Genomic DNA, 270 nt, shown 5'->3' on the forward strand with positions numbered 1-270 from the left:
GCATCTCCATAAGTTCCTGACGACGGCGATGACGTTGGATATAGGTAGCAAAGAGCACAACTATTATAACCACAAAGGCTATACCTATTATAATTATAATCTGCTTAAAATGATTATCGGCTTTCAGTTGCACATTCTCTTCTGCCTGTTTCTGATTATTGTAGAAGGCGTCGGCTTGGGCGATAGCTTCGTTGTTGGCGATAAAGTTTAACTCGTCGTTCAAATCCTTGTAACGTGTGAAATGGTCTTCGGCCTCGGCAGCTTTACCTT

Annotated in this window: 1 protein-coding gene; it reads right to left on the bottom strand. The window is 42.2% G+C overall.

From position 1 onward, the window contains the following. Positions 1–270, bottom strand: a 270-nt coding sequence (locus ACQP6G_RS20855; protein ID WP_429767236.1) for a hypothetical protein, incomplete at both ends; no start/stop codon positions are given.

Origin of the sequence: Isoptericola nanjingensis (assembly GCF_050311635.1) — a bacterium.
Lineage (GTDB): Bacteria > Actinomycetota > Actinomycetes > Actinomycetales > Cellulomonadaceae > Isoptericola > Isoptericola nanjingensis.